We start from the raw sequence: 21430 nt of genomic DNA, 5'->3' as shown, positions 1-21430 counted from the left end.
GATGAGCGACATCCTGAAGGAGCTCTCGGACGAGGGCGTGTCGATCTGGCTGGACGACATCAGCCGGGAGCGGCTGCGCACGGGCAACCTGGCCGAGCTGGTCAAGGAGCGCCACGTGGTGGGCGTCACCTCCAACCCGACGATCTTCGCCAAGGCGCTGAGCAAGGGCGACGCCTACGACGACCAGGTCCGCGACCTGGCCCTGCTGGGCGTGGACGTCGAGGAGGCGTCCCGCGCGATCACCACCCGCGACATCCGGTGGGGCTGCGACGTGCTGCGCCCGGTCTACGACCGGACCGACGGCGTCGACGGGCGCGTGTCGATCGAGGTCGACCCGCGGCTGGCCCGCGAGACGGCCAAGACGGTCGCCGAGGCGCGGATGCTGTGGTGGCTGGTGGACCGGCCCAACCTGTTCATCAAGATCCCCGCGACGCGGGAGGGGCTGGCCGCGATCACCGAGACGCTGGCGCAGGGCATCAGCGTGAACGTGACGCTGATCTTCTCGCTGGAGCGCTACGGCGAGGTGATCGACGCGTTCTTCGCCGGCCTGGAGCGGGCGCGCGAGAACGGCCACGACCTGTCGACGCTGGCGTCGGTGGCCTCGTTCTTCGTCAGCCGGGTGGACACCGAGATCGACAAGCGGCTCGACAAGATCGGCTCGGACGAGGCGAAGGCGCTGCGCTCCAAGGCGGGGCTCGCCAACGCCCGGCTCGCGTACGCGCTGTACGAGGAGAAGTTCGCCACCGACCGGTGGAAGGCGCTCAAGGACGCCGGGGCCCGTCCCCAGCGGCCGCTGTGGGCGTCCACCGGCGTGAAGGACCCGAACCTCAACGACACGCTGTACGTGGACGAGCTGGTCGCGCCCGGCACGGTCAACACGATGCCGGAGGCGACGCTCGTGGCCGAGGCCGACCACGGCCAGGTCCGCGGCGACACCGTCCGGGGCTCCTACGACGACGCCCGCGCGCACATGGCGGCGCTGAAGGAGGTCGGCGTGGACTACGACGACGTCGTGCGCGTCCTGGAGGACGAGGGCGTGGAGAAGTTCGCGGCCTCGTGGAAGGGCCTGCTCGACACCATCACCGGCGAGCTGGAGTCCAAGAGGGCCGGCGCGTGACCTCGGTGGTGACCGCCGGGGGGATCTCGGTCACCATCCGCGGCGCCGTCGTCGACGAGGGCGAGACGGTCCTGGACCGTCTCGTCTCCGACGGCGTGCCGGGCTCGCTCGCGTCCGGGAGCGCCAAGCTGTGGGGGCCCGACGCGGCCCCGCTGGCCGCCCGCCGGCTCGGCTGGCTGGACCTGCCGGAGACCTCGCGGTCCCTGCCGGGCCGGCTGGCCGGCCCGGCGGGCGCCGCCCGCGACGCCGGGCTCGACCGGGTCGTGCTGGTCGCCACCGGGGGCACGGCGCTCGCCGCCGAGGCGATGTGCCGGGTCGCCGGCGCCGGCCTGACCGTCCTCGACACCACCGACCCGCACGAGGTGGGGCGCGTGCTGGCCGGCGGCCTGGAGCGGACGCTCGTGGTCGTGGCCGGCGAGAGCATGGAGGCCGAGTCGCTGCGCCGGGTGTTCGGGCGGGCGTTCGCCGAGGCCGGTCTGAAGGGCGCGGAGCTGGCGCGCCGGTTCGTCGTGGTGGCCGAGGAAGGCTCCGCGCCCGCCCGCGCCGCCGCGGAGGTCGGCCACCACCTCGTCCCGGCCGAGCCCGACACCGACGACCGGTTCGGGGCGCTCGGGGCCCGCGCGCTGGTCCCGGCGGTGCTCGCGGGCGCGGACGCGGGGGCGCTGCTGGACGAGGCGTCCGCGCTCGCCGCCGCGCTGCGGCAGCCCTACGACAATCCCGCGCTGGCGCTCGGCGCGGCGCTCGGCTCGTCGGCGCTCGGCGTCCGCGACAAGCTGGTGATCGCCGACCACGGCTCCGGCCTGGACGGCTTCGCCGGATGGGCGGAGCAGCTGGTCGGCGGCGCGCTCGGCAAGGACGGCAAGGGGCTGCTGCCGGTCGTGGTGGAGGGCGTCGACGCGCCCGGCTTCGCGCTGGCCGGCGACCTGCGGCGGGTCATCCTGGGCCGCCGCCCGGACGAGCCGGGCCCCGGCCGCGAGGCGGGGGTGAGCGTCGCGGGCCCGCTCGGGGCGCAGTTCCTGCTGTGGGAGTACGCGGTCGCGGTCGCGGCCCGGGTGATCGGGGTGAACCCGTTCGGGGAGCCGGACACGGGCCAGTCCGAGGAGAGCACGGCCGCGCTGCTGCGCTCGGAGGAGGGCACCGCTCCGACGGTGGTGCGGCGCCCGCCGGAGCTGGTCGAGGGCGCGGTCGAGGTCCACGCCCCCGAGGACGCCCTGCGCGGCGCCAGGACCCTCGCCGAGGCGCTGGAGAACGTCCTCGCGGACGTCCCCGGCGGCGGCTACCTCGCGGTGCTCGCCTACCTTGACCGCTCCGGCGACGCGGCGGCGGCGGGGCTGCGGCCGCTGCTGGCCGCGCGCGGCGACGCCGTCCGCCGGACCCCGGCGCCGGTCACGTTCGGCTGGGGCCCGCGCTACCTGCACACGGCCGGCCAGTACCACAAGGGCGGGCCGCTGAACGGGGTGTTCCTGCAGATGACCGGGGCGGTCGAGACGGACGTGCCGGTGCCGGGCAAGCCGTACACGCTGGGCGAGCTGCAGCTCGCGCAGGCGTTCGGCGACCTGCGGGTGCTGCGCTCGCTCGGCCGCCCGGCGGTCCGGCTGCACCTGCGGGACCGGGCCGAGGGCATCGCGCAGCTCGCCGCCGCGCTCGGCTGACGGCCCGCCGCCGGGTCCCTGCGTCCCGCCGGTCCCACCCCGCCGGGACGCAGGGCGACGGCGCGAATCCGGGACGCGACAAAGAAGATCGATGGAGATGGTCGCGAATGCCCGTTCTCTCCTGAAACGATGGGGGGCAGGAGGGAACGGTGTCCGGATTCGACGTACTGACGCGCGGCGACGTGCTGGACTCGGCGCTGCAGGCACGGGACTACCTCGTGAGCTGCGGCGTCCCCGGCGCGCTGGCCGCCAAGGACCCGCGGCTGTGGGGGCGGCGCGCGGTGGACCACAGCAGGCTCGGCTGGCTCGACCTGCCGTTCGCCTCCCGCGGGCTGCTGAACCAGGTCGGCGGGCTCGTGTCGGAGGCGCGCTACTCGGGCCTCGACCACATCGTGCTGATCGGGGTCGGCGCGGAGAGCCTCGCCGCGCAGGCGATCGTGGAGGCGCACGCGCCGGCGCTGGCCGGCGCCGGCGGTCCCGCCGCCGCGCCCCCGGCCGGCGGCGAGCGCACGACCGGCGAGCTGACCGTGCTGGACGGCGGCGACACCGCCGCGCTGGCGTTCGCGATGGAGCGGCTCGACCGGACGCTGGTCGTCCTGGCGAGCAAGGCGGGCGTGTCGCTGGAGGGCGACGCCTACCGGCGCATCTTCGCCGCGGCGTTCCGCGAGCGGGGCATGTCGGAGCGGGAGATCGCGGGCCGGTTCCTGGTCATCACCGACCACGGGAGCCCGCTGCACGACTTCGCCCGGCAGTGCGGCTACCGGATCGGGCTGACCGACCCCTACCTGCCGGGGCACTACGGCGCGCTGTCGGCGTACGGGCTGGTCCCGGCGGTGCTGGCGGGCGCGGACGCCGACCGGCTGCTGGACGAGGCGGCGTCGCTGGTGCCGTCGCTGTCCAAGGACGAGGACAACCCGGGCCTGCTGCTCGGCGCGGTCATCGGCGGCTGCGCGCAGCAGCCGGAGGGCGGCCTCGCCCGCGACAAGGTGCTGCTGCGCGAGCCCGGCGGCCCGGGCGCGCTGAGCGCGTGGATCTCCCAGCTGCTGGCCGTCGGCACCGGCAAGCGGGGCCGCGGGGTGCTGGCGTTCGAGCCGTCCGGCGGGCGCGGCGAGTTCCCCGACGTGCACGGCGTGTCGATCAACCCGCGGTCGGCGGCGCAGGACGACGCCGACACCTCGGTGTGGGCGCCGCTCGGCGCGCAGTTCCTGCTGTGGGAGTACGCGACGGCCGTCGCCGGGTGGCTGCTCGGCGTGAACCCGTTCGAGGCCGGCAGCACGGTCGTGCAGGAGGCGGAGGACGACGCGGCGATGCTGCTGCGCGGCGCGGCGTCGGGGTCGCTGACGGCCGAGCAGCCGGTGTACGTCGAGGACGGCATCGAGGTGCACGCCGACTTCCCGTGGCCGCCCGGCGCGGAGTTGCGGACCGTCCTCGGCGGGCTGGTCGCCTCGGTGCCCTCCGACGGCTACCTGTCGGTGATGACGTACCTGTCGGGCGACTTCTCCGGGCGGTACCTTGCGCCGTCGCTGGCGCGGGCGTCCGGGCGCCCCGTCGCCTACGGGCCGGGCCCCGGCTACCCGCACGCGACCGGCCCGGTGCACAAGGACGGCCCCGGCAACGGCGCGTTCCTCATCATCACCGGCGACCCGGCGCCGGGCGACGAGCTGGCCGCGCACCCGGTGCCCGGCCGCCCCTACAGCCTGGCGCAACTGCGGCTGGCGCGCGCGCTCGGCGAGTTGCGGGCGCTGCGGCAGCGCCGCCTGCCGGTGATCCGGCTGCACCTGCGCGACCCGGTCGACGGCGCCGGCCGGCTGACCGAGGCGGTCCGCGCGGTGGCGGGGGCGCGCAGGCCGTGAGCTTCACCGCCGTCGTCTCGGGGGAGACGGCCATCACCGCCCGCGGCCCGCTGAAGGAGGCCGCCGAGCGGGTCCTCGGCCGGCTGTGGATCGACCAGGTGCCGGTCCGGCTGGCGTCCGAGGACGCGTCGCTGTGGCCGTCCGCGGCCACCGCGGGGTTGGCGGGCCGGCCCCTGTGCTGGCCCGGCCAGCCCGGGCCGGGCCGCGCCGTCCTGGACCGTGCCGAGGAACTGCGCGCCGCGGCCCGCGCCGACGGGCTGACCGAGGTCGTGCTGCTGGGCGGCGGCCCGCCCGCCCGCGCCGCCGGGCTGATCGCCGCGGCCGGCGGGGCGCCGCTGACCGTCCTGGACGGCCTGGAGCCCGGCCCGCTGCTGCGCCTGCGCGACGACGCCGAGCGGCTCGGCCGGACGCTGGTCGCCGTCACCGGCGACGACCCGGACACCGAGACGCTGCGGTCGGTGCTCGCCGGGACGCTGGCGGACTCCGGCCTGTCCCCCGCCGAGACCGCGCGGCGGTTCGTCGCCGTCGCCGAGCCGGGCACCGCCGCGGCCAAGCACGCCGGCGAGGCGGGGCACCCGCTGGTGGAGGCGCCGGCCGCGACCGCGTTCGGGGCGCTGTCGCCGTACGCGCTGGTGCCCGCCGCGCTCGCCGGCGCCGACGTCCGGGCCCTGCTGGAGGAGGCCACCGCGGTGCTGCCCGCGCTGACCCGGCCGGAGGACAACCCGGGGCTCGTCCTCGGCGCCGTCCTCGGCGGGGCGGCCCGCGCGGGCCGCCGCACGGCGGTCCTCGGCGGCTACGCGGCCGGCCTGCCGGGCCTCGCCCGCTGGGCGGCGGACCTGCTGGACGACGCGACCGGCGGGCGGCTGGTCCCGGTCGTCCAGGACGGCGGCCTGCCGCTGGCGCCCGCCCCCGACCTGTTCCTGGTCACCTTCGGGGGCCGCCCGCACCAGGACGACGCCACGGTCGCGGGGCCGCTCGCCGCGCAGCTCGTGGTGTGGGAGTACGCCGCGGCCGTCGCCGCCTACCTGCTGGAGGCCGACCCGCTCGCCCCGCCCGCGCGGCCCGCCGCGATGACGGTGGACGACGGGACCGGCGACCCGCTGTTCGCCGACGGCGACCCCGGCCGCGCGGTGGAGGCGCACACGACGGTGCCCGCGCTGCTCGGCGCGTCCGGCCTGCCCGCGCTGCTGGACGCGATGGCCGCCGAGGTCGGCCCGGCCGGGCACCTCGACCTCGCCGCCCACCTCGACCCCGACGAGGCGCGCGGGCAGGGCGCGCAGGTGCGCCGCCTCGCCGCGCTGCTCGCCGCGCGCTGCGGCCGGCCGGTGCGGACCGGCTGGGCGGGACGGCCCCGCGCGGCCGGGAATGATCAATCCGGCGGAGGCGTATACCTGTTGGTGACCGGGAACGTCGTCCGCGACGTCCCGGTCCCGGGCCGGCACCACCGGCTGGCCATGCTGCAGCTCGCGCGGGCGCTCGGGGACGCCCGCGACGCGCGCGCGGCGGGGCGCGCGGTGGTGCGGCTGCACCTGCAGAACCGCTGGGCGGGGCTCGCCCGGCTGCTCGACGCCGCCGGCGCGGGGCGATGAGGCCCCGCGCGGACGGCGCCCGTTCCAGGAAGTGGGGGCCCGTGACACGAGTGGGGGCAGGATGCTTGCAGCGGTAAGACGAGTTGCAGCGGTAAGACGAGAAGGCGCAGTCCAAGCAGAGGGGGCCACGTGACCAACCCAGCCAATCCGCTCCGCGACCCGCGGGACAAGCGCCTGCCGCGGGTGGCCGGGCCGTGCGTGCTCGTGCTGTTCGGGGTCACCGGCGACCTGTCCCGCAAGAAGCTGCTCCCTGCGATCTACGACCTGGCGAACCGGGGGCTGCTGCCGCCGGGCTTCGCGCTGGTCGGCTTCGCGCGCCGGGACTGGGAGAACGAGGACTTCCGGCAGATCGCCTACGAGTCGGTGAAGGCGCACGCGCGGACCCCGTTCCGCGAGGACGTCTGGACGCACCTGTCGGAGGGCATGCACTTCGTCCCCGGCGAGTTCTCCGACCCGGGCGCGTTCGACGCGCTGTCGATGGCGGTCAAGGAGCTGGACGCGTCCCGCGGCACCGGCGGCAACTACGCCTTCTACCTGTCGATCCCGCCGAAGTTCTTCCCGCAGGTCGTCGAGCAGCTGCAGCGCAGCGGGCTGGCCGACCGCAAGGAGGGCGCCTGGCGCCGGGTGGTGATCGAGAAGCCGTTCGGCCGGGACCTGAAGACGGCGCTGGAGCTGAACGACACCGTGCACCGCGTCTTCCCCGAGGAGTCGATCTTCCGGATCGACCACTACCTCGGCAAGGAGACGGTGCAGAACATCCTGGCGCTGCGGTTCGCCAACACGATGTTCGAGCCGATCTGGAACCGCTCGTTCGTCGACCACGTGCAGATCACGATGGCCGAGGACATCGGGATCGGCGGCCGGGCCGGCTACTACGACGGCATCGGCGCCGCCCGCGACGTCATCCAGAACCACCTGCTGCAGCTGCTCGCGCTGACGGCGATGGAGGAGCCGACCTCGTTCCGCGCCGAGGCGGTCCGCGCCGAGAAGGCCAAGATCCTGTCCTCGGTGCGGGTGCCGGGCGACCTCGCCGAGTCGACCGCGCGCGGCCAGTACGCGGCGGGCTGGCAGGGCGGCGTGAGCGTCCGCGGGTACCTGGAGGAGGACGGCATCCCCGCCGACTCCCGTACCGAGACCTACGCGGCGGTCAAGCTGGAGATCGAGAACCGGCGCTGGGCGGGCGTCCCGTTCTACCTGCGCACCGGCAAGCGGCTCAGCCGCCGCGTGACCGAGGTCGCGATGGTGTTCCAGAAGGCGCCGCACCTGCCGTTCTCGCAGACCGACACCGAGGAGCTCGGGCAGAACGCCCTGGTGATGCGGGTGCAGCCGGACGAGGGCATCACGGTCCGGTTCGGCTCGAAGGTGCCCGGCACCTCGATGGAGATCCGCGACGTCAACATGGACTTCGCCTACGGCGAGTCGTTCACCGAGACCTCCCCCGAGGCCTACGAGCGGCTGCTGCTGGACGTGCTGATCGGCGACCCCCCGCTGTTCCCCCGGCAGGAGGAGGTCGAGCTGTCCTGGCGGATCCTCGACCCGATCACCGAGTTCTGGGCGAGCCGCGGCGGCCTCGACCAGTACAAGTCCGGCGGCTACGGGCCCGACAGCGCCGACGAGCTGATGGCGCGGGACGGGCGCACCTGGAGGCGGCTCTGATGAACATCGATCTCACCGGGACCACCACCCGCAAGATCCAGGACGCGCTGACGCAGTCCCGGCACCTGATGGGCGGTCCGGCGGTCGGCATGGTGCTGACGCTGATCATCGTGACCGACGAGTCGGCGCAGTACGACGCGGTCCGCGCCGCGACGGAGGCGGCGCGCGAGCACCCCTGCCGGGTGCTCACCGTCATCTCCCGCGACCCGCGCGGCGGCTCGTCGCGGCTGGACGCCGAGATCCGGATGGGCGAGACCGGGCCGGGCGAGACCGTGCTGCTGCGCATGTACGGGCCGCTCGCCGAGCACGCCGACTCCGTGGTCGTCCCGCTGCTGATGCCCGACACCCCCGTGGTGACGTGGTGGCCGGGCGGCAAGGTGCCGAAGGTGCCGGCGAAGGACCCGCTCGGCGCGCTGGCGCAGCGCCGGGTGACCGACGCCTACGCGGCCCGCGACCGGCTCGGCACCCTCGCCCAGCTCGCGCACGGCTACCGGCCGGGCGACACCGACTTCACCTGGACGCGGCTGACGTCGTGGCGGTCGCTGCTGGCCGCCGCGCTCGACCAGGAGCACGACGACATCGTGTCCGGCGAGGTGTCCGCCGAGCCCGACAGCCCGAGCGCGGAGCTGCTGGCGGCGTGGCTGTCGGTCCGGCTCGGCGTGCCGCTGCACCGGACCGTGTCCGAGGGGCCCGGGATCACCGGCGTCCGGCTGACGACGACCGGCGGCGACATCGTCATCGACCGCCCGGACGGGCGGGTCGCGACGCTGTGCCGGCCGGGGCAGCCCGACCGGCAGGTGTCGCTGCTGCGCCGCCCGATGGCCGACCTGCTGGCCGAGGAGCTGCGCCGGCTCGATCCCGACGAGGTGTACCGCGAGGCCGCGTCCCGGTTCGCCAAGGACCTCGCCCACGGGACGGCGCGGCCGGGCGTGGCGGACGAGCCGGTGTCGGCGACGGACGCGGCGGCGACGACCGGCCCCGCCAAGCGGCACGCGGCGGAGCGGCACGAGGCCGAGCGGCGCGCGGCCGAAGGGCGCGAGGCCGAGGGACACGACGCCGAGGGGCAGGCGTGAGCGGCCCCGTGGTCCTGGTCCACCGCGACCAGGACCTGCTCGCCGCCGCCGCGGCGGCGCGGCTGCTGACCCGGATCGCCGACGCCCAGGCGGCGCGCGGCACGGCGTCGGTCGTGCTGACCGGCGGCGGGGCCGGCACCGCGGTGCTGGCGGCCGTCGCCGCCTCCCCCGCCCGCGACGCGGTCGACTGGGCCCGCGTGGAGGTGTGGTGGGGCGACGAGCGGTTCCGCCCCGCCGGCGACCCCGAGCGCAACGAGACCGGGGCGCGGGCGGCGCTGCTCGACCACGTCCCGGTCGACCCGGCGCGGGTGCACGTGATGCCCGGCCCGGACGGCCCGGACGGCGACGACCCCGACGCGGCGGCCGAGCGGTACGCCGCGGAGCTGCGCGCCGCCGCCGGGACGGGCGGCGCGGTCCCGGAGTTCGACGTGCTGATGCTCGGCATCGGCCCGGACGCGCACGTCGCGTCGCTGTTCCCCGGCATGCCGGGGCTGCGCGACGAGCGCCCCGCGGTCGCGGTGCGGGACTCCCCCAAACCGCCGCCGACCCGGATCTCGCTGACGTTCCCGTCGCTGCGCGCCGCCCGCGAGGTGTGGGTGCTGGCGGCGGGCGCGTCGAAGGCGGAGGCCGTCCGGTTCGCGCTCGCGGAGGGGACCGACGTCGCCCGCGCCCCGGCGGCCGGCGCGCGCGGCCGGGACCGGACCCTGTTCCTGCTGGACACGGCCGCCGCGGCGGAACTGCCCGGCTGAGAGAACACCGAAGACTGTCCGCGTCGCCTCATGGGTCGCACTGAACCGCGCATAACCTGAGCACGTGAATACCTTGTGCGGGCCTTGAACGCGGGATGACCCGCGCAACGGGCTCGGCAGGCGAGCGTGAGGAGTTCTCTGGTGCGCAAGGGTCGGACCCGGACGGCGATCGCGGCGGTCGCCGGGGCGGTGCTCGTCGCCGTCGCCGGCTGCTCCTCCGGCGGCGACGGCGGCAAGGGCGGAGACGGCGGCGGCAAGGACGCGGACGCGGTGAAGCTGGCGATCACGCCCGCCACCGGGACGCGTCAGGCGCCGCCCGACCAGCCCGTAACCGTCACCGCCGGCAACGGCAGGCTCACCGGCGTCACGCTCACCTACGGCAAGAAGAACGCCAAGGCCGAGGGGAAGCTCGCCGCGGACGGCACGTCGTGGAAGTCGTCGTGGACGCTGCGGCCGTCCACGACGTACACGGTCACCGCGACGGGCACCGGCAAGGACGGCAAGACCGTCACGGCGACGTCGACGTTCACGACGCTGACGCCGCGGAAGAAGCTGACGGCGGGCATGTCGCCGCTGGACGGCGAGACCGTCGGCGTCGGCATGCCGGTGCAGCTGCTGCTGTCCCGGCCGGTGAGCACCAAGGCGGGCAGGGTCGCGGTCGAGAAGGCACTCGAAGTGCGGATGTCCAAGCCGGTCGAGGGCGCCTGGTACTGGATCAGCGACAAGGAGGTCGACTTCCGGCCCCGCGAGTACTGGCCGTCCGGGCAGAAGGTGAAGGTCATCGCGCACCTGGCGGGGCTGAAGGTCGGCGAGGGCGTCTACGGGGCGAAGGACCGCAGCGCGAGCTTCACCGTGGGCGCGCGGCACGTCACCACGATCGACGCCAAGAAGCACAGGGCGACGGTGACCGACGGCGGCCGGACCGTCCGGACGATGAGGGTCAGCCTCGGCAAGCCGGGCCACGACAGCTACAGCGGGACGATGATCGCGCAGGAGAAGAACGCCGACATCGTCATGGACTCGGCGACGACCGGCGACCCCGGCGAGTACCGGATCCCGACGAAGTGGAACGTCCGCCTCACCTACAGCGGGACGTTCGTCCACTCGGCGCCGTGGTCGACCGACGCGCAGGGCAACGACAACGTCAGCCACGGGTGCGTGAACGCCTCCCCGTCCGACGCCAAGTGGTTCTACAACTTCACGAACCGGGGCGACATCGTGAAGGTGACCGGCACGTCCCGGCAGCTCCAGTTCGGCAACGGCCCGACGCCGTGGGCGAAGGACTGGGACGGCTGGCTGGCGGGCAGCGCGACCGGCAAGCCGGTGACGGGCCTCCCGCTCGGCTGACCGCGCGCCCGTGTGGTCCCGTGGGCGCGAAGGCCCGTGTGCGCGGCGTCTCAGATGCCCCGCGTCCCGTGTGCCCGGCGCGATCAGGGGCAGACTTGAGGCCATGCAGAAGCTCTCGTTGGACGCACAGGTACGTGACCATCTGAAGCGGGCCGCGGCCGGCTCGACCGGGCGCAGCGCGGACACCGTCTACGGCGGCCATGAGCGCGTCCTGCGCCAGACGCTGGTGGCCCTGACGGCGGGCACCACCCTGTCGGAGCACGAGAACCCCGGCGAGGCGACCATCCACGTCCTGCACGGGCGGGTCCGGCTGATCGCCGGGGAGAACTCGTGGGACGGGATGTCCGGCGACCTGCTGATCGTCCCGGACGAGCGGCACAGCCTGGAGGCGGTGGAGGACGCGGCGGTCCTGCTCACCGTCGCCAAGGTGGGCTGACGCCCGCGCCCCGGGCCCCGGGTCAGTCGCGGCGCAGGTGCGCGAGGCAGGCGCCGGGCTCGGCGAAGGGCTCCAGCCGGTCGGCCTCGACCGGCGCGTCCAGCTCCTTCAGCGCGCCCTGCATGAGGCCGAGGTGGACGTCGCAGACCAGGGGCCCGTACTCCTCGGCGAGCTCCAGGAACGGGCAGTGCCGCAGCCGGATGAGGTCGCCGCCCTGCCGGGGGGCGAAGTCCAGGTCGTCCAGCAGGGCGGTGAGCCGGTCGGTCGCCTCCTCGGCGCTCAGCCGCTGGAACGGCGGCGGCCGGTCGACCAGGTAGCGGCCCCACTCGCGGCCCGCGCGCGTGGCGCTCTCGCGGGCGGCGGGCCCCTCCGAGGCGAGCCGACTGAGCAGGATCTGGGCGAGCAGGCGGTAGCCGCGGGCTCCGCCGCGGTCCATGCCGGGGCGCGGGGCGTAGACGGTGCGGGGGCGGCCGGGACCGGACGGCTGCTCGGCGGTGCGCTCGACGGCGCCCTCGGCGGTCAGGGCGTCCAGGTGGAAGCGCGCGGTGTTGGCGTGGACGCCGAGCCGCTCGGCGACCTCCGCGACGCCCAGCGCGGTACCGGCGTCGCGCAGGATGTCCAGGACCTCCTCGCGGCGGGAGCGTTCAGCGCTCATCTCAGCCCTCTCCCGCCGGCGGCAGCGCGGCGACCAGCGGATGGTCGCGGTCCAGCGCGCCGAGCTTGGCCGCGCCGCCGGGCGAGCCGAGGTCGTCGAAGAACTCGGCGTTGGCCCGGGTGAAGTCCTTCCAGCGGTCCGGGACGTCGTCCTCGTAGTAGATCGCCTCGACCGGGCACACCGGTTCGCACGCGCCGCAGTCGACGCATTCGTCCGGATGGATGTACAGGGACCGCCGCCCCTCGTAGATGCAGTCGACCGGGCACTCGTCGACGCACGCCCGGTCCTTGACGTCGACGCACGGTTCGGCGATCACATAGGTCACGGCGCGCTCCTCGTCTCCACTCGCCCCCGGCATCTATTTCTGACAATGTTACATGTAAATACTAGGCGAACGCCGCGGGCGGGCGGCGCGGCTACCGTGGGCCGGGTGAATCTGTTCCGGCGCTCAAGGGGCGAATGGCTGGGCGACGCGGGCCTGACCGCCGCCGCGGCCGTGCTGGGCGTCCTGCTGCTCCTCGGCACGGTGGACGACCCGCCCCCCGAGGCGGAGATCTCGGTGCCCCGGGACCTCGCGGTCGGCTCGCTCTCCCTGCTGTTCCTGCTGCTGTTCCGGCGCCGCCACCCGGTCGGCGTCGCGGTCACGATGATCTTCGCCCAGTGGACGGCGACGTCGGCGCTCGGCGCGGCCGCGATCGCGGTGTACTCGCTGGCGATGCTGCGCCCGTGGCAGAAGGCCCTGCCGATCGCCGCCGCGAACATGGCGGTCATCGCCGCGCTGTTCTGGGTCACCTCCACCTGGCACCAGTTCCGCGAGGGCATCGTCACGTTCGCGCTGATGTACGCGGTGCTGATCACGGCGGGGATGCTGGTGCGGTCCCGGCGGCAGCTCATCGCGTCGATGGAGGAGCGGGCCCGCGCCGCGGAGACCGAGCAGCGGCTGCGGGTGGAGGAGGCCCGGCTGCTGGAGCGGGAGCGGATCGCCCGGGAGATGCACGACGTCCTCGCGCACCGCATCTCGCTGCTGGCCGTGCACGCGGGGGCGCTGGAGTACCGCCCGGACGCGCCCGCCGACCAGCGCGAGGCCGCCGGGATCATCCGCCGCGGCGCCTACGAGGCGATGGAGGACCTGCGGCAGGTGATCGGCGTGCTGCGCGACGACGCGGCCGGCGCCGAGCCCGACCGGCCGCAGCCGACGCTCGCCGACGTGGCGGAGCTCGTCCGCGAGTCGCGGCGCGCCGGTGCCCGCGTGGTGCTGGAGGACGGCGTCCCCGACCCCGGGGCGGTCCCCGACCGGGTCGGGCGGCACGCCTACCGGATCGTCCAGGAGGGGCTGACCAACGCGCGCAAGCACGCGCCGGGCGCGGACGTCCGGGTCGTCCTCGCCGCCGGCGACGACCTGGACATCGAGATCGTCAACGGACTCCCGCCGGGGCCGCCTCCGGCGGCGCTGCCGCGGGCGCTGCCGGGCGCGGGGGCGGGCCTCGTCGGCCTCGCCGAGCGGGTGGCGCTGCTCGGCGGGACGCTGGAGCACGGCCGCACCGGCGACGGCCGGTTCCGGCTGCGCGCCCGGCTGCCGCTCCGGGCCGCGCATGCCGCCGAGGCCGGCGGGAAGGGTGAGGTGCATGGCAGCCAACTCCTCTGACCAGCCCGTCCTGGAAGAACTCGACCGCGACGAGTGCATGCGGCTCCTCGAGGGCGGCGTCATCGGCCGGGTCGCGTTCGACGACGGCGAGGGTCCCACGGTGATCCCGGTGAACTACGCCGTCGACGGCGACGCGGTGGTCTTCCGGACGTCGTCGTCCGGCCGGATGAACCGCAGCCTGCTGACCTCGGTGGTGGGCGGGGAGGTCCGGGCGGCGTTCCAGGTCGACCGCTTCGACGAGACCGACCACCTCGGGTGGAGCGTGCTGCTGCGCGGCGGCACCCACCACCTGACCGAGCAGGAGCGGGCGGAGACCGCCCAGGTGCGGCCGTGGCCGGGCGGCGACCGCGACGAGTGGTTCCGGCTGTCGGCCCACGAGGTCAGCGGGCGCCGCCTGCGCCGGCCCTGACCGGCCAATAGGGTGATCGGATGGACTCCCCTCCCATCCGGGTGCTGATCGTCGACGACGACGCGCTCGTCCGGGCCGGCCTGTCGATGATGCTGGCGAGCGCCGCCGGCGTCGAGGTGGTCGCCGACGTCGCCGACGGCGCCGAGGTCGTCTCCGCCGTCAACGAGCACCGGCCCGACGTCGTCCTGATGGACATCCGGATGCCGCGGGTGGACGGGCTCGCGGCCACGGAGCTGCTGCGCTCCCGGCGCGAGCCGCCGGAGATCATCATCCTGACGACGTTCGACACCGACGACCACATCCTGCGGGCGATGCGGGCGGGCGCGAGCGGCTTCCTGCTGAAGCACACCCCGCCGCCGGAGATCGTCCGGGCGATCCGGCAGGTCGCGGCGGGCGAGCCGATGATGTCGCCGGCGGTGCTGCGCAAGATGATGGCGTACCTGGCCGAGCGCGGCGGCGACCCGCGCCGCGACCGCGCCCGCGAGCTGCTGGCCCGGCTCACCGACGGCGAGCGGGCCGTGGCGGCGCTCGTCGGGCAGGGCCGGACCAACAGCGAGATCGGCCGGGAGCTGTCGCTCAGCGTCGCCACGGTGAAGGCGTACGTGTCGCGGCTGCTGACCAAGCTCGACCTGAACAACCGGGTGCAGATCGCGCTCCTCGTCCACGACGCCGCCCTCGACGACTAGCGTTCGCCGCCCCGCTCACCGGCACCGGGCTCCTCATCGCCGGCGGGCCGGGGGCCGCGCGGCGCCAGCGGGACGTGCCGCAGCGCCAGCGCCGCCGCCAGCCCCACCGCGACGACGGGGAGCGCGGCGAGGAACACGGTGGAGAACGCGTCCGCGAAGGCGGCGGCGACGGCGCCCCGCACGGGCGCGGGGAGGGCGGCCAGGACCTCGGGGCGGACGGCGTCGGCGAACGCGGGGACCCGCCCGTCCGGGGCGCGCCGGACGACCTCCTCGGCGAACCGGTTCGCCACGATCGCACCGAAGACGGCCATCCCGGCGGCGGTGCCGAGCATCCGGGCGGCGAACACCCCGGAGCTCGCCGCGCCGAGGTCGCGGCGCGGCGCCGCGTTCTGCGCGATCAGCATCACGACCTGCTGCGACAGCCCGGCACCGAAGCCGAGGACGGCCATGTAGCAGCCGGCTGTCGCCACTCCCGTCCCGGTGTCCATGGTGGCGAGCAGCGCGATGCCCGCCCCGCTGACCGCCATGCTCGCCGCCGGCAGCCGGTGGTAGCGGCCGGTGCGGTGGATGTAGCGGCCCGCGGCGACCGAGGCGGCCAGCAGCGCGCCCATCATCGGCAGGAGCAGCAGTCCCGAGCGGGTGGCGTCCACTCCCCCGACGACCTGGAAGAACATCGGCAGGTACGTGGCGAGCCCGAAACCGGTGGCGCCGCCGACGGCCGCCACGGCGCTCGCGACGGCGAACGACCGGTCGCGGAACAGGCGCGGCGGGACGATCGGCTCGGCGGCGCGCCGCTCGGCGAGCACCCACGCGGCGAACAGCGCGGCCGAGCCGGCCGCCGGCGCGAGCACGGCCGGCGAGTCCCAGGTGTACCGCGTCCCGGCCCAGCTGGTGAACAGGGTGAAGCAGGTGACGGCCGCGCCGAGCAGCACGATGCCGGGGTAGTCGACGCGCGGCCTGCCCCCGGGCCGGGGCAGCCGCAGGAACAGCACGGTGGTGGCCGTTGCGGCGAGGCCGAGGGGCAGGTTGACGTAGAACACCCACCGCCACGAGGCGTGGTCGGTGAGGAACCCGCCGAGCAGCGGCCCCGCGATGCTCGACACCGCGAAGACCACCGCCGAGTAGCCCTGGTACTTCGCGCGCTCGCGCGGCTCGAACAGGTCGCCGGTGAGCGCGAACATCGAGCTCATCAGGCAGCCGGCGGCGGCGCCCTGCACCGCCCGGAACGCGATCAGCCAGGTCATGGTGGGGGCGGCCCCGCAGGCCGCCGACCCGGCCAGGAAGCCGAGGAGCCCGGTCAGCAGGACCGCGCGGCGGCCGAACAGGTCGCCGAGGCGGCCCGACAGCGGGACGGTGACGCTGGTGGCCAGCACGTAGGCCGTGGACACCCAGGCGATCCGGTCGAGCCCGCCGAGGTCCCCGACGATGGCCGGCAGCGCGGTGCCGAGCACCGTCGCGTCCAGCGAGGACATCAGCCCGGCGAGCAGCAGCCCGCCGAACACCGCCAGCCGGTGCCGGCGGGCCATCGGCGCGATCGTCGCAACCATGTGCACCTCACATTCATCTGCTTTGAGCAAATGAATGCTAAGAGCACATGGTTGCGCTGTGCAAGCCAACTAGACTGGGGCGGCATGGGCGAGGACGCACTCGACTCGGTCGAGCGGAGCATGGTGAGGCTGCGCCGGGGCATGTCGCGGCAGCGGCTCGGGAAGGCCGCCGTCCGGGAGCACAACCTGCCCGTGGACGTGCAGGTCCTGCACGTCGTGGACGTGATCGACGAGGGCCCCGACGACCCCGGCCAGGAGATGAGCGTCGGCCTGGTCGCCGCCCGCCTGGGCGTGGACGCCTCGCGCGGCAGCCGCATCGTCGCCGAGGCGGTCAAGTCCGGCTACGTGCGGCGCGTCGCGTCCCAGGAGGACGGCCGCCGCATCCACCTCGAGCTCACCGACGCCGGGCGGCGCGTCGTCGAGGCCACCCGGCAGACCCGCCAGGAGCACTTCGCCAAGGCCATGGGCGACTGGACGGACGCCGAGCGCGCCGAGTTCGCCCGCCTCCTCGCCCGCTTCGTGCACGGCTACGACGGCTGAGTCCCGCGGCGGCGACCGAGTCCCGCGGCGGGACCGGGGTCATCCCCCGGTCGCATCCCGGCGCCCCGGGCCTACACCCGCGGTTGCGGGCCCGTCCGGTCGGCTTCGGCCGCGCGGCGGACGGGGCCGGGGCGGCGGCCCGGTTAGGGTGCTCGCATGGGTGGTCTGCGCAGTCCCCGCGGGCCGAGCGGCCGGCTCCGCGACGCCGCCCTCGCCGGCGGCGTGCTGGCGGTGGTCTCGGTCAGCAGCCTGAACTCGGTCATCGGCGACGCCTGGCGGGAGCCGTGGGCGCGCACGGCGGCCGGCTGGGCGCTGATCCTGCTCACGTGCGGGTCGCTGTACCTCGCCCGGCGGTTCCCGGTGGCCGTCGCCGCCTTCGTCCTCGTCGCGACCGGCGTGTACTACGTCACCAGCGTCCACGACGGCGGCCTGATGATCGCGGTGATCGTGGCGCTGTACGTGGTCGCGGCGGAGGGGCGGATCGAGGCGGCCGTGGCGCTGGCCGCGATCACCGTGATCGCCACCGGCACCGGGACGCTGCTCGGCAACGACGACGTCAACGGCATCGCCGTGTTCATGCTGACGGGATGGGTGGTGGCGATGGTCGCGCTCGGCTGGGTCCGGCACAGCCGCGCGGAGTTCCTGCGGGAGGCCGGGCGGCAGGCCGCGACCGAGGAGCGGCTGCGCATCGCCCGCGAGGTCCACGACGTCGTCGGCCACCACCTCTCGCTCATCAACGTCCAGGCCGGGACGTCCCTGCACCGCTTCCACCGCGACCCGGCGCAGGGCGAGGCGGCCCTCGCCGCCATCAAGCAGTCCAGCGGGGAGGCGCTGCGCGACCTGCGCGCGACGCTCGGCGTGCTGCGGCAGGCCGACGAGGAGGCGCCGACCGCGCCCGCGCCCGGCCTGGACCGCATCGGCGAGCTGGTCGCGTCGGCGCGGGCGGCGGGGCTCACCGTGCGCAGCAGCGTCTCCGGCGCCGCCGACCCGCCCACCGAGGTCGGGCTGGCCGCCTACCGGATCGTCCAGGAGTCCCTCACCAACGCGACGCGGCACGCGGCCGGCGCGGAGGTCGCCGTCAGCGTCGAGCGCGGCGCGGGCGAGCTCCGCGTCGAGGTCGCCGACGACGGCCCCGGCCGCGCGGCGGCGCCGGGCGGCGCGCCGGGCAGCGGGCTGGACGGCATGCGGGAGCGGGCCCGCGCCCTCGGCGGCGAGCTGACCGCCGGTCCCGGCCCGGACGGCGGCTTCGTCGTCCGGGCCCGGCTGCCCTACGGGAACGGAGCGTCCGGCCGATGATCGAGGTGCTGCTCGCGGACGACCAGGGCCTCGTGCGGGCCGGGTTCCGCTCCATCCTCGACGACGAGGACGACATCACGGTGACCGGGGAGGCCGCCGACGGCGAGCAGGCCGTCGCCGCCTGCCGCGCGCTGCGCCCCGACGTGGCGCTGCTGGACGTGCGGATGCCGGGGATGGACGGCCTGGAGGCCGCCCGGGAGATCACCGCCGACCCGCGGCTCGACGGCGTGCACGTCGTCATCCTCACCACGTTCGACCTGGACGAGTACGTGTACGGCGCGCTGCGCGCGGGCGCCACCGGCTTCCTGCTGAAGGACACCGAGCCGGCCGAGATGATCCGCGCCGTGCGGGTCGCGGCGCGCGGCGACGCGCTGATCACCCCGTCGGTCACCCGGCGGCTGATCGGCGAGTTCGCCGGGCGGGTCGACACCCCCGAGCCCGGCCCCCGGCTGCGCTCGCTCACCGGCCGCGAGCGCGAGGTCATGCTGCTCGTCGCCGCGGGGCGGAGCAACGACGAGATCGCCGAGCGGCTCGTGCTCAGCACCGCCACCGTCAAGTCGCACGTCAGCCGCATCATGGCGAAGGTGGGGGCGCGCGACCGCGCGCAGCTGGTCGTCATGGCCTACGAGTCGGGCATGGTCAGCCCCCGCTGGATGCGACCCGGGACGTAGCCGCGCCGCCTGGCCCGCAACCTCCGGGGTGGGCCGGGTGCGATCTCCCGGCCGATGCCGGGCGGGGCGCCCTCCGCCGACGCTGGAGGCATGAGCATTCCAGGCGCCTTCATCGGGCTGGTCTGCGGCGGGGCCGCGGGCTTCCTGCTGACCGAGACCGTGGGCGCGTTCTTCACCTTCGTCCTCGACCGCACGCTCGACGTGGACGGCACGCCCGTCCTGCTGGCCGCCTTCGTCGTCGTGCCCGTCCTGTCCGCCCTCGCGGGCGCCATCGTGGGCGCCCGCCGGATGAACCGAGGTTGACGTGACCGTCCCCTCTCCCTCCGGCCTCTCTCCCTCCGGCCCCTCTCCCTCCGGCCCCTCTCCCTCCGGCCGCTTCGGCCGCCTCGCCGCGTGGTCGCAGCGCCACCGCTGGGCCGCCCTCCTGCTGTGGGCCGCCGTGGTCGCGGCGATCACCGTGGGCTCGCAGGCCGCCGGCAGCGCCTACCACAACGACTTCTCGCTGCCCGGCACCGGTTCGCAGGCCGCCGCCGACCTGATGGCCGAGCACGGCTCCCAGCAGGCCGGCGCGACCGTCCAGATCGTCGTGCAGGACGGCGGCGGCCTCGCCGCCGACCGCCCGGACATCGGGCGGATGCTGGACCGGGTCCGGGACCTGCCCTCGGTGGCCGGCGTCGGCGACCTGGCGGTGTCGAAGGCGGGCACCATCGGCTACGCCACCGTCACCCTCGACGCGTCGGCGGAGGACGTGCCCGCGGAGCACGTCACGAAGATCATCGAAACGGCGCGGGCCGCGTCCGGGGACGGGCTGCGGGTCGAGCTCGGCGGCGACCCGGTGCGCGGCGCCGAGGAGGGCGGGGGCGGCGGCGCCGAGGGCGCCGGGATGCTGGCCGCCCTGGTCATCCTGGTGCTGCTGTTCGGGTCCCTCGTCGCCGCGGCGCTGCCCCTGGTCACCGCCCTGTTCGCGGTGGGCGGCGCGGTCGGGCTGATCGCGCTGGCCTCGCACGCGTTCACCGTCGCCGACTTCACCCCGCCGATCATGATGCTGATCGGCCTCGGCGTCGGCGTCGACTACGCGCTGCTGATCTTCTACCGGTACCGGCAGGAGCTGCGCGCGGGCGCCGATCCGGCCACCGCGACCCGGCGGGCCCTGGACGCCGCCGGGCGGACCGTCTTCTTCGCCGGCTGCACCGTGATCATCGCGCTGCTCGGCCTCATCGCGCTCGGCCTCGGCTCCCTGCAGGGCGTGGCGCTCGCCGTGGCGCTGACCGTGCTGGTCACCATGGCCGCGTCGCTGACGCTGCTGCCCGCGCTGCTCGGCGTGTTCGGCGGCCGCATCGAGCGGCAGGTCCGCAAGCGGGCGGCCAGGGCCCGGACCGGACCGGACCGCTGGCACCGGCTGGCCGCGGCCGTCCAGCGCCGCCCCGTCCCCGCGCTGGTCGTCGCCGTGCTGGCCCTGCTCGCCCTGTCGGCCCCGGCCCTCGGCATGCGCCTCGGCTTCGCCGACGCCGGCAACGACGCCCCCTCCACCACCAGCCGCCAGGCGTACGACCTGCTGGCCGAGGGCTTCGGGCCCGGCTTCAACGGTCCGCTCATCGTGGTCGCCAAGGGCGACGCCGGGCCGCTGCGCGCGACGCTGACGGGGACCGAGGGCATCGCCGACGCGAGCCCGCCGATCCCGTCCCGCGACGGCGCGGTGTCCGCCGTCATCGCCTACCCGGAGACGGCGCCGCAGGACGCGGCGACCACCGCGCTCGTGCACGACCTGCGCGACGACGTGCTGCCGGGGCTGTCGGCCCGGACCGGCACCGAGTACCTGGTCGGCGGCCCGACCGCCGCCACCCAGGACTTCTCCGACGCCGTCTCCGCGCGGATGCCGCTGTTCGTCGCGATCGTCGTCGGCATGTCGGCGCTGCTGCTGATGGTGGTGTTCCGCTCGGTGCTCATCCCGGTCAAGGCGGCGCTGCTGAACCTGCTGTCCATCTCGGCGGCGCTCGGCGCGATCACGCTGGTGTTCCAGGACGGCCGGTTCGGCGCGCAGAGCGGCCCCATCGAGGCGTTCATCCCGGTGATGATCTTCGCGATCGTGTTCGGCCTGTCCATGGACTACGAGGTGTTCCTCGTCTCCCGGATCCACGAGGAGTGGGAGCGCACCCGGGACCCGTCCCGCGCCGTCCGGGAGGGCCTGGCCGCCACCGGCGGGGTCATCACGGCCGCGGCCGCCATCATGATCGTCGTGTTCGCGGCGTTCATCCTGAGCCCGGACCGCATGCTCCAGCAGTTCGGCCTCGGCCTCGCGGTCGCCGTCCTGCTGGACGCCGTGGTCATCCGCTGCCTGATCGTCCCGGCCGTCATGCGGCTCCTCGGCCGGCACGCCTGGTGGCTCCCGGCGGCGCTGGCCAGGCGCCTGCCCCGGGTCGCCCTGGAGCGCCCCGAGCAGGACCCCGGCCACCGGGAGGGCGTCTCTTCCGTGTCGTGAAGCCGCTCATGCCGCGGACGTGGACGCGCG

At 75.5% G+C, this 21430-nt stretch carries 19 protein-coding genes and 1 pseudogene; 17 read left to right on the top strand and 3 right to left on the bottom strand.

The annotated features are described in order from the left end of the window. Position 1: 1 nt before the first annotated feature. The 9 genes and pseudogenes from tal to CHF16_RS11050 all read left to right on the top strand — a co-directional run bounded on the left by tal (position 2) and on the right by CHF16_RS11050 (position 11472). Complete coding sequence (gene tal, locus CHF16_RS11090) at positions 2–1117, top strand: transaldolase (RefSeq protein ID WP_089325885.1); 1116 nt, start codon at positions 2–4, stop codon at positions 1115–1117. Continuing rightward, positions 1114–2769 carry a glucose-6-phosphate isomerase gene (locus tag CHF16_RS11085; RefSeq protein WP_089325884.1) on the top strand — a complete coding sequence of 552 codons (1656 nt, stop codon included), beginning with the start codon at positions 1114–1116 and terminating at the stop codon, positions 2767–2769. The genes tal and CHF16_RS11085 overlap by 4 nt, the downstream gene beginning before the upstream one ends. 149 nt (positions 2770–2918) lie before the next feature. Continuing rightward, positions 2919–4622: a phosphoheptose isomerase gene (locus CHF16_RS11080; RefSeq protein ID WP_089325883.1), complete on the top strand. Its 1704-nt coding sequence runs from the start codon at positions 2919–2921 to the stop codon at positions 4620–4622. Next, entirely contained in the window at positions 4619–6211 is a 1593-nt protein-coding gene (locus tag CHF16_RS40205) for a hypothetical protein (RefSeq protein ID WP_089325882.1), read from the top strand. Before CHF16_RS11080 ends, CHF16_RS40205 begins: the two co-directional genes overlap by 4 nt. 129 nt (positions 6212–6340) lie before the next feature. Next, positions 6341–7867 (top strand): glucose-6-phosphate dehydrogenase, encoded by a 1527-nt coding sequence (zwf, locus tag CHF16_RS11070; protein ID WP_089325881.1) that lies wholly within the window; start codon positions 6341–6343, stop codon positions 7865–7867. Continuing rightward, a pseudogene (locus CHF16_RS11065) lies at positions 7867–8775 on the top strand (glucose-6-phosphate dehydrogenase assembly protein OpcA); the annotation flags it as partial. The gene zwf and the pseudogene CHF16_RS11065, both read left to right, overlap by 1 nt. Before the next feature lie 161 nt (positions 8776–8936). Then, positions 8937–9689, top strand: a complete 753-nt coding sequence (gene pgl / locus CHF16_RS11060) for a 6-phosphogluconolactonase (protein ID WP_089325879.1) — start codon at positions 8937–8939, stop codon at positions 9687–9689. A gap of 141 nt (positions 9690–9830) precedes the next feature. Continuing rightward, positions 9831–11036 carry a L,D-transpeptidase gene (locus tag CHF16_RS11055; protein WP_089325878.1) on the top strand — a complete coding sequence of 402 codons (1206 nt, stop codon included), beginning with the start codon at positions 9831–9833 and terminating at the stop codon, positions 11034–11036. Positions 11037–11139: 103 nt separating this feature from the next. Then, positions 11140–11472: a cupin domain-containing protein gene (locus tag CHF16_RS11050; protein ID WP_089325877.1), complete on the top strand. Its 333-nt coding sequence runs from the start codon at positions 11140–11142 to the stop codon at positions 11470–11472. A gap of 22 nt (positions 11473–11494) precedes the next feature. Here CHF16_RS11050 and CHF16_RS11045 read toward each other — a convergent pair whose 3' ends face one another. Both CHF16_RS11045 and fdxA read right to left on the bottom strand, forming a co-directional pair. Continuing rightward, on the bottom strand, positions 11495–12127 hold the full coding sequence (locus CHF16_RS11045; protein ID WP_089325876.1) for a helix-turn-helix transcriptional regulator: 633 nt from the start codon (positions 12125–12127) through the stop codon (positions 11495–11497). A 1-nt stretch (position 12128) separates the two neighbouring features. Beyond that, positions 12129–12452 carry a ferredoxin gene (gene fdxA / locus CHF16_RS11040; protein ID WP_089325875.1) on the bottom strand — a complete coding sequence of 108 codons (324 nt, stop codon included), beginning with the start codon at positions 12450–12452 and terminating at the stop codon, positions 12129–12131. Positions 12453–12557: 105 nt separating this feature from the next. Here fdxA and CHF16_RS11035 point away from each other — a divergent pair, with 105 nt between their 5' ends. The 3 genes from CHF16_RS11035 to CHF16_RS11025 are packed head-to-tail and all read left to right on the top strand — an operon-like array spanning position 12558 to position 14867. Continuing rightward, positions 12558–13772 (top strand): sensor histidine kinase, encoded by a 1215-nt coding sequence (locus tag CHF16_RS11035; protein WP_143227944.1) that lies wholly within the window; start codon positions 12558–12560, stop codon positions 13770–13772. Continuing rightward, entirely contained in the window at positions 13753–14181 is a 429-nt protein-coding gene (locus CHF16_RS11030; protein ID WP_089325873.1) for a pyridoxamine 5'-phosphate oxidase family protein, read from the top strand. The genes CHF16_RS11035 and CHF16_RS11030 overlap by 20 nt, the downstream gene beginning before the upstream one ends. A 20-nt stretch (positions 14182–14201) precedes the next feature. After that, complete coding sequence (locus CHF16_RS11025) at positions 14202–14867, top strand: response regulator transcription factor (protein ID WP_089325872.1); 666 nt, start codon at positions 14202–14204, stop codon at positions 14865–14867. Here the strand turns inward: CHF16_RS11025 and CHF16_RS11020 are convergent. Further along, complete coding sequence (locus CHF16_RS11020) at positions 14864–16414, bottom strand: MDR family MFS transporter (RefSeq protein ID WP_089325871.1); 1551 nt, start codon at positions 16412–16414, stop codon at positions 14864–14866. The genes CHF16_RS11025 and CHF16_RS11020 overlap by 4 nt on opposite strands. Before the next feature lie 84 nt (positions 16415–16498). Here CHF16_RS11020 and CHF16_RS11015 point away from each other — a divergent pair, with 84 nt between their 5' ends. From CHF16_RS11015 to CHF16_RS10995, 5 genes are all read left to right on the top strand, one after another. Then, entirely contained in the window at positions 16499–16954 is a 456-nt protein-coding gene (locus CHF16_RS11015; protein ID WP_089325870.1) for a MarR family winged helix-turn-helix transcriptional regulator, read from the top strand. A 156-nt stretch (positions 16955–17110) separates the two neighbouring features. Next, complete coding sequence (locus CHF16_RS11010) at positions 17111–18250, top strand: sensor histidine kinase (protein ID WP_089325869.1); 1140 nt, start codon at positions 17111–17113, stop codon at positions 18248–18250. Next, positions 18247–18921: a response regulator gene (locus CHF16_RS11005; RefSeq protein WP_089325868.1), complete on the top strand. Its 675-nt coding sequence runs from the start codon at positions 18247–18249 to the stop codon at positions 18919–18921. Before CHF16_RS11010 ends, CHF16_RS11005 begins: the two co-directional genes overlap by 4 nt. Positions 18922–19011: 90 nt before the next feature. After that, positions 19012–19224 carry a hypothetical protein gene (locus tag CHF16_RS11000; RefSeq protein ID WP_089325867.1) on the top strand — a complete coding sequence of 71 codons (213 nt, stop codon included), beginning with the start codon at positions 19012–19014 and terminating at the stop codon, positions 19222–19224. Between the two features lies 1 nt (position 19225). Further along, a complete protein-coding gene (locus tag CHF16_RS10995) occupies positions 19226–21400 on the top strand; it encodes an MMPL family transporter (RefSeq protein WP_089325866.1) in 2175 nt (724 codons plus the stop codon). The last annotated feature ends 30 nt before the right edge of the window (positions 21401–21430 follow it).

This window comes from Actinomadura meyerae, from assembly GCF_900188445.1.
Classification (GTDB): domain Bacteria; phylum Actinomycetota; class Actinomycetes; order Streptosporangiales; family Streptosporangiaceae; genus Spirillospora; species Spirillospora meyerae.
Note: the sequence above shows the minus strand (reverse complement) of the source record. Positions and strands in the feature narration are given on the sequence as shown.

Bases quoted from the DNA above. Each gene is read 5' to 3' on its own strand.
- tal (WP_089325885.1), top strand. From the start codon at position 2: ATGAGCGACATCCTGAAGGAGCTCTCGGACGAGGGCGTGTCGATCTGG.
- CHF16_RS11045 (WP_089325876.1), bottom strand. From the start codon at position 12,127: ATGAGCGCTGAACGCTCCCGCCGCGAGGAGGTCCTGGACATCCTGCGC.
- CHF16_RS11015 (WP_089325870.1), top strand. From the start codon at position 16,499: ATGGGCGAGGACGCACTCGACTCGGTCGAGCGGAGCATGGTGAGGCTG.
- CHF16_RS11010 (WP_089325869.1), top strand. From the start codon at position 17,111: ATGGGTGGTCTGCGCAGTCCCCGCGGGCCGAGCGGCCGGCTCCGCGAC.
- CHF16_RS11005 (WP_089325868.1), top strand. From the start codon at position 18,247: ATGATCGAGGTGCTGCTCGCGGACGACCAGGGCCTCGTGCGGGCCGGG.
- CHF16_RS11025 (WP_089325872.1), top strand. From the start codon at position 14,202: ATGGACTCCCCTCCCATCCGGGTGCTGATCGTCGACGACGACGCGCTC.
- CHF16_RS11050 (WP_089325877.1), top strand. From the start codon at position 11,140: ATGCAGAAGCTCTCGTTGGACGCACAGGTACGTGACCATCTGAAGCGG.
- CHF16_RS11000 (WP_089325867.1), top strand. From the start codon at position 19,012: ATGAGCATTCCAGGCGCCTTCATCGGGCTGGTCTGCGGCGGGGCCGCG.
- CHF16_RS11020 (WP_089325871.1), bottom strand. From the start codon at position 16,414: ATGGTTGCGACGATCGCGCCGATGGCCCGCCGGCACCGGCTGGCGGTG.
- CHF16_RS11030 (WP_089325873.1), top strand. From the start codon at position 13,753: ATGGCAGCCAACTCCTCTGACCAGCCCGTCCTGGAAGAACTCGACCGC.